We start from the raw sequence: 6,248 nt of genomic DNA on the forward strand, positions 1-6,248 counted from the left end.
GAAATGGTTTTGACATTCGTTTCGATAAGCAAACCGGCTGGCTGACGCAATACGCGCTGGGCGGGAAAGAAATATTATTATCGCCGCTGCAGCCGCATTTCTGGCGGGAACCTACGGACAATGACATCGGCAACAGCCAGCAGATGCGCTGCGCCGTGTGGAAAGATGTACTGCAAACCGCCCGGCTGGAATCCATCCGCGTGGAAAAAGACTCCGCTGGCAGGCATATCGTGGTGACGCAGATCGCGCTCCCGGCCGTAGGCGCTATGTATCTCGCCCGTTATCTCGTGCAGCCCGACGGCAGCATTGTTGTGTCGGCAGGCATGAAAGCCGGGAAATCCCCCCAGCCCGAGCTCCCGCGCTTCGGCATGCGCGTTCTCCTGAAAGGGCAGTACGATAACGTGTCCTGGTTCGGGCGCGGGCCTTTCGATAACTACGAAGACCGTAAAACCGCCGCCGCCGTGGGTTTGTACCGCATGAAGGCCGACAGCCTCTTCCACCCGTACCCCCGCGCACAGGAAAGCGGCTACCGGACGGACGTTCGCCATATTTCCATCACGGACGCTGCGGGCACAGGGCTCGAAGCACAGGGCCTGCCGCTCATCTGCACCGGTGTGCTGCATTTCGATATGGCGCGACTCGGCTTCGACCGGCATGCTACCGAAAATAATCACGGCGGCTCCATGCGCAACGAAGACCTCGTGTGGTGGAACATCGATTACAAACAATCCGGCGTGGGCGGCGACAACTCCTGGGGCGCCACTCCGCATGCGGAGTACATGCTGCCGTACCGCGATTACCAATATTCGTTCATCCTCCGACCCGCTGCGCCATGAGACCCATCCTCCTCCTTTTCGCCATCACAGTAATGCAGGGCGCGTTTGCACAACGCGCCCGTTTTCCGGACGTACTCAACCTTCAAACACTTCCGCCCGAAGGGCGCAGCATAGAATCCAATGTTTTCAGCGACATGGGCGCCTGGCATGCCTACGCCCTGCCTTTGCAGCCCGCCGACTACGGCGCATTCATCGGTCCGTTGCTCATGGATATGAACGGCCGCTGGCTGTCGGACGCTATTTCGCGGCTGAAAGTTGTTGCGGATGGCCGCCAGGTGGAATTGACACATGCGTCCATTCATTATTATCCCGGGATGCTGGAGCAGTCGTTTTCTTCCGGCCATCTCTCCATCCGGCAGCGGCTGATATTCGTTTCCGGAAGGGAAGCCCTCCTGCAAACGGATATCCGCAACCGCGGCGGGCAAGCGGTGAAATTAGTGGTGGAATACAACGGAAAAGTGAAGAACAGCCGGGTAGATGCGGCAGGGTTGAAAGCCGGCAACTTTGCCATCAGCTGGCCGCAGGCAGATTCCGTACACGCCGATAGCTTGCAGTATGCGGCGTTATGGTCAGCTGTGCTCCGGCCGGGTGCGGCCTTTTCTCACACCCAGCGCCACGCCTATGCGCCGGATGGCCGCCAGCCTAACAGGCAGTACGATTTCAATGTCGAACTCCAACGAAATACCCGCCGCTGGGATGGCTATCTTGCCAAATACTTCTCCGGGGTGAAGCGCCTGTCTGCCAGAGAAAAGCGCCTCGCCGTCAAATGCATCGTGACGCTGATGACCAACTGGCGCAGCGCTTCCAAAGATATCCTGCACGATGGCGTATTCCCGTCTGTCAACTACCAGGGGTTTTACGGCGTGTGGAGCTGGGACAGCTGGAAGCAGGCCGCCGGTATCGCCACGTTTTTTCCCGCACTCGCGAAAGATAATATCCGCAGCATGTTCGATTACCAGGACGGGCACGGCATGATCGCCGATTGCATTTACGCGGATAAATCCGAAAACAACTGGCGCGATACCAAGCCGCCGCTCGCCGCCTGGGGCGTATGGGAGGTGTTCCGCCAATCCCGCGATACCGCGTTCGTCCGCGAGATGCTGCCCCGTCTCATCCGTTACCACGAATGGTGGTACAGGCACCGCGATCACGACGGCAATGGCTTGTGCGAATATGGCTCCACCGATGGCACGCGCGTCGCCGCCGCCTGGGAGAGCGGGATGGACAATGCCGTCCGTTTCGACAGCGCCGTAATGCTGCCCAACCACGCAGGCGCCTGGTCGCTGAACCAGGAAAGCGTGGACCTGAACGCTTACCTCTATGCCGAAAAGCAATACCTGTCGAAGCTCTGCTCGGTGGCAGGGCAGGAAAATACTTATGCCGCAGCCGCTAAAACCTTGCAGCAACTGATCGGTGACCGGTTTTACGATGCGCAGGCGGGATTTTTCCGGGACCGGATGCTGCGTTCACCCGCGCATGTGCCCGTGGATGGCCCGGAAGGATGGATTCCGTTGTGGGCGGGGCTGGCCACGCCTGAACAGGCGGCGGCTGTCAAACGGAAAATGGCGGACACATCCTGCTTTAACACCTATATCCCTTTACCGACACTTTCTTATGCACATCCCGCCTTCGACCCCGGCGACGGTTATTGGCGCGGGCCTGTTTGGCTCGACCAGTTCGCTTTCGGAACGGAAGGCCTGAGAAAATACGGTTACCGCACCCTGGCCGCGGCGCTGGAAGCGAAGTTGCTGAACGGCGCGGAAGGTTTATTGCAGGACCAGCCGGTTTATGAGAATTATCACCCGCTTTCCGGACAGGGGCTGAATGCCAGGAATTTCAGCTGGTCGGCGGCGCATCTATTAATGATATTGAAAAACAAGTAACGAACATGCAATTCACAGCAAACGAAGTGCAGCAGCTGGTGCAGAAGAACTACCTGCTTGCGGTGGAAGTGGAAACGCTTCAGGGGTACGACGAGTATAACTACAAAATCACCGATGCGTCTGGCCGGAAGTTCATCCTTAAAATCACCGGTGAAGAAAAGCCTTATTCTTTCCTCGACGCCCAGCTCCGGCTGCTCGACCACCTCACCGTGAGCCCCGTGGCCTGGAAGTTCCAGCAGATCCTCCGCAACAAGAACCGCCAGGAACTGACGCCCGTATTCAATAACGGAAAACAGTACAACGTCCGCATCCTTACCTGGCTCGACGGCGATTGTTGGGTGCATGTTAAAGATAAGCCGGCGTCGCTGTACAAAGGCTTGGGTACCTTCCTCGGCAAAACCGACGAATCGTTGCAGGATTTTCAGCATGATGCGCTGCACCGGCCGTATGTCTGGGACGTCAATACCGCTGCGGACGCCAACCGCTGGCTGCATTGCATCACCGATCCGGAAAAGCGCCGGCTGGCGGGGTATTTCCTGCTGGCATTTGAAACGGAAGTGCTGCCGGTGCTCACTTCGCTGCGGCATGCCTGTATCCATAACGACGCCAACGATTACAACGTGCTGGTGAAAAACGGGGAGGTCAGCGGTTTGATCGATTTGGGGGATATGGTGTATTCCGCTTTGGTCAACAACGTGGCCATCGCCTGCACTTACGCCATGCTGGATACGCCCGATCCCCTGCTGGCCGCGGCCTGGGTGGTGGAAGGGTATCACGCCGCCTACCCACTGACGGAGCAGGAAGCAGACCTGATCTATTATCTCATCGCCGCGCGCCTCTGCATCAGCGTTACACAGTCGGCCTGGCAGGCTTCCAACGGTTCGGTGAACGGGCATCACTTCGTAACGGAAAGCCACGCCTGGGATTTGCTGGAAAAACTCATCCGCATCAACCCGCTGAAAGCCGCCCAGGCTTTCCGGAAAGCCTGCGGCATGCCATCTGTACTGCAACCGGATGCGGATTACAGTCCACTACTGAAGGCGCGCCATCAATTCATCGGCCGCAACCTCAGCATCAGCTACAAACAACCGCTGAAAATCGTGAAAGGCGCATTGCAATATCTCTACGACGATAAAGGCGGCACGTATATCGACTGTGTGAACAACGTGAGCCACGTCGGCCATTGCCACCCGGTGGTGGTGAAAGCCATGCAGCGCCAGATCGCCACGCTCAACACCAATACCCGCTACCTGAACGATCACCTGGTGGAATTCGGGAAAGCCCTCACCGCCACGCTGCCTTCCCGCCTCAAAGTCTGCTACTTCACCAATTCCGGCAGCGAAGCCAACGACCTCGCCATCCGCATAAGCCGCCATTTCACGAAGCGAAAAGACGTAATCGTACTGGATCATGCCTATCACGGCACATCTACCGTGGCCATCGAAATGAGCCCATATAAATTCGACGGGAAAGGCGGCTTCGGACAGATGCCCTACATCCATAAAGCCGATTCGCCGGATTTGTACCGCGGTCCGTACGGCTATGCCGATCCCGGCGCAGGCGAGCGCTATGCTGAGAGCGTGGCGAAGATCCTGGCGGAACATCCCGGCAAAGTGTCGGCGTTTATTTGTGAAACCCTGCTGGGCGTGGGCGGACAGATCCCCCTGCCGGACAATTACCTGAAGAACGTATACCGCCTTGTGCGCGAAGCGGGCGGCGTCTGCATCGCGGATGAAGTGCAGGTAGGATTTGGCAGGGTTGGCGAGAAGTTCTGGGGATTTGAATTGCAGGATGTGGAGCCGGATATCGTGGTGCTGGGCAAGCCCATCGGCAACGGCCACCCGCTGGCGGCGGTGGTGGTCACCGAAGAAATCGCGGATGCGTTCAATAACGGCATGGAATATTTCAACACCTTCGGCGGCAATCCCGTTTCGATGGCCACTGGGCGCGCGGTGCTGGATGTGATCCAGTCCGAAAACATGCAGCAGCATGCGCTGGAAACGGGCAACTTCCTCATGGAAGGCTTGCGCGGCTTGATGGATAAGCATCCTGTAATCAGCGATGTGCGCGGGCATGGTTTGTTCGTGGGGGCGGAAATGGTGAAAGACAGGCAGACGAAAGAACCCGCCGTCAACGAGATCAACGCGCTGGTCGAAAAAATGAAGGAACGCGGGTTTCTGCTCAGTACCGACGGGCCTTTGTACAACGTGCTCAAGATCAAACCGCCGCTGGTGTTCAGCAAACAGAATGCGGCGGATATGGTCCGCCATCTCGATGAAGCCTTAACCGAATTATCACTGTAAAACCTGCTGCATGCAAATTCTTCATCAAATCCTCGGCGGCCTCATGCGCCGCTATAAAGCACGTGTCCCGGATGTGGATAAAGTGATCTCGGTGATGATCGCCGAGGGCATTATCCGCGATGCGGACGATATCGAAAACGATCATATCGCTTTCCGTACGATGGGCGTGCCTCACCTCGGCATCCAGTCGCTCGAAAAGATATTCCTGCACCACGGCTACATCCGCCGCGATTATTACCATTTCAAGGAAAAGAAACTCGACGCGTATTGGTACGCGCCGCCCGATCCCGCGCTGCCCCGTATTTTCATCAGCGAGCTGCGGGTAGAAGATTTATCGCCCGAAACGCAGCGGATAATCCGCAGTTACACCAACGAAGTATCCGCCGATCCTGTCCTTTCCCTGGACCTGGGCGATGCGGGCGCCGTGGATACATTCTTACACAGCGGGCTATGGCGCCTCCCTTCCCTGGCGGATTTCAGGGCGCTGGCGGAAGAAAGCGAGTACGCGTCCTGGGCGATCTACAACCGGTATTACCTCAATCATTTTACCATCAGCGTGCATAACCTGGCTGCGGGTTACAACAACATCACCGCTTTTAACGATTTCCTGGAGAGGCATGGGCTCGTCCTCAACGATTCCGGCGGCAAGTACAAGGAAAGCCCCGACGGGCTGCTGCTGCAAAGCTCCACGGTGGCGGGCATGATCGAAGCAGAGTTCGCCGGCGGCGAGCGGGCGCGGATCGCCGGTTCTTACGTGGAGTTCGCGGAGCGCAGGGTGCTGCCGGCTTTCGCCGGACTGCCGGCACAGGATATTACCAGGGAGCACCGGCGCGAGGGCTTTGAAGCTGCCAACGCGAACCGGATTTTCGAGAGCACTTATTCTTCACAAACCAACAAACAGTAATGGACTTTTTACAGGAAACCGGGATCATGGCACGGCAATCGGGCGTGGGCACCGGCACCAAATGGCTTGCCGGCGAAGGCAGCGACATCGAATCGTTTTCGCCGGTCGATGGTAAGCGCATCGCCAGCGTAACCGCCGCCACATCAGGGGAATATGAACAGCTGATACAATCCGCCGAAGCGGCATTCCTGCAATGGCGCACTGTTCCTGCTCCACGCCGTGGCGAAGTGGTGCGGCAAGTCGGCGATGCGTTGCGCGAAAAGAAACAGGCGCTGGGACGGCTCGTGAGCTATGAAATGGGGAAGAGCTTGCAGGAAGGTTT

At 57.7% G+C, this 6,248-nt stretch carries 5 protein-coding genes; all 5 read left to right on the forward strand.

All coding sequences use genetic code 11. The features are described 5' to 3' along the window. On the forward strand, nt 1-836 hold an 836-nt coding region (locus tag Q0510_RS22900; RefSeq protein ID WP_298716959.1), incomplete at its 5' end, for a beta-galactosidase small subunit. After that, nucleotides 833-2,719: a trehalase family glycosidase gene (locus Q0510_RS22905; RefSeq protein WP_298716961.1), complete on the forward strand. Its 1,887-nt coding sequence runs from the start codon at nt 833-835 to the stop codon at nt 2,717-2,719. The genes Q0510_RS22900 and Q0510_RS22905, both read left to right, overlap by 4 nt. A gap of 5 nt (nt 2,720-2,724) precedes the next feature. Then, nucleotides 2,725-5,022, forward strand: coding sequence for an aminotransferase class III-fold pyridoxal phosphate-dependent enzyme (locus Q0510_RS22910; protein ID WP_298716964.1), 2,298 nt, complete (start codon nt 2,725-2,727; stop codon nt 5,020-5,022). A gap of 10 nt (nt 5,023-5,032) precedes the next feature. Beyond that, nucleotides 5,033-5,926: a DUF1338 domain-containing protein gene (locus Q0510_RS22915; RefSeq protein WP_298716967.1), complete on the forward strand. Its 894-nt coding sequence runs from the start codon at nt 5,033-5,035 to the stop codon at nt 5,924-5,926. Continuing rightward, nucleotides 5,926-6,248: aldehyde dehydrogenase family protein (locus tag Q0510_RS22920; protein WP_298716970.1), on the forward strand; the 323-nt coding region annotated here is incomplete at its 3' end. The genes Q0510_RS22915 and Q0510_RS22920, both read left to right, overlap by 1 nt.

This window comes from uncultured Chitinophaga sp., from assembly GCF_937874145.1.
GTDB lineage: Bacteria > Bacteroidota > Bacteroidia > Chitinophagales > Chitinophagaceae > Chitinophaga.